General features: G+C 70.4%; 1 protein-coding gene. It reads right to left on the bottom strand.

Translation table 11 applies throughout. The features are described 5' to 3' along the window. Window positions 1–356, bottom strand: a 356-nt coding sequence (locus tag V5O46_RS31665; RefSeq protein WP_332888182.1) for an AMP-binding protein, incomplete at its 3' end; no start/stop codon positions are given. Between the last annotated feature and the right edge of the window lie 66 nt (window positions 357–422).

Here is a 422-nt window from a genome sequence, read left to right as displayed (position 1 = left end):
TCCGGAAGCTCCCCCTCCAACACCAGCAACGGCCGCGCACCCTCCACAACACGCCGCACCCGCTCCCCCGGCAGATCCACATCCAACGGCACATACGCCGCCCCCGCCTTCACCACCCCATACACCGCCACCACCAGATCCACCGACCGCCGCACCCGCACCCCCACCAACGACTCCGGCCCAGCCCCCCGCTCCACCAACCAATGCGCCAACCGATTCGCCCGCCGGTTCAACTCCCCATACGACAACGACCCACCCTCACCCACCACCGCCACCCGCCCCGGACCACGCACCACCTCCGCCTCGAACGCACCCGGCAACGTATCCACCACCACCCCATGCCCCGTGTCATTCACCCCCCGCACCAACCCCTCCCACTCAACCCCCGACAACACCCCCACCGCACCCACCCGCACCCCCGG

The organism is Streptomyces poriticola, assembly GCF_036689765.1.
Lineage (GTDB): Bacteria > Actinomycetota > Actinomycetes > Streptomycetales > Streptomycetaceae > Streptomyces > Streptomyces poriticola.
Note: the sequence above shows the minus strand (reverse complement) of the source record. Positions and strands in the feature narration are given on the sequence as shown.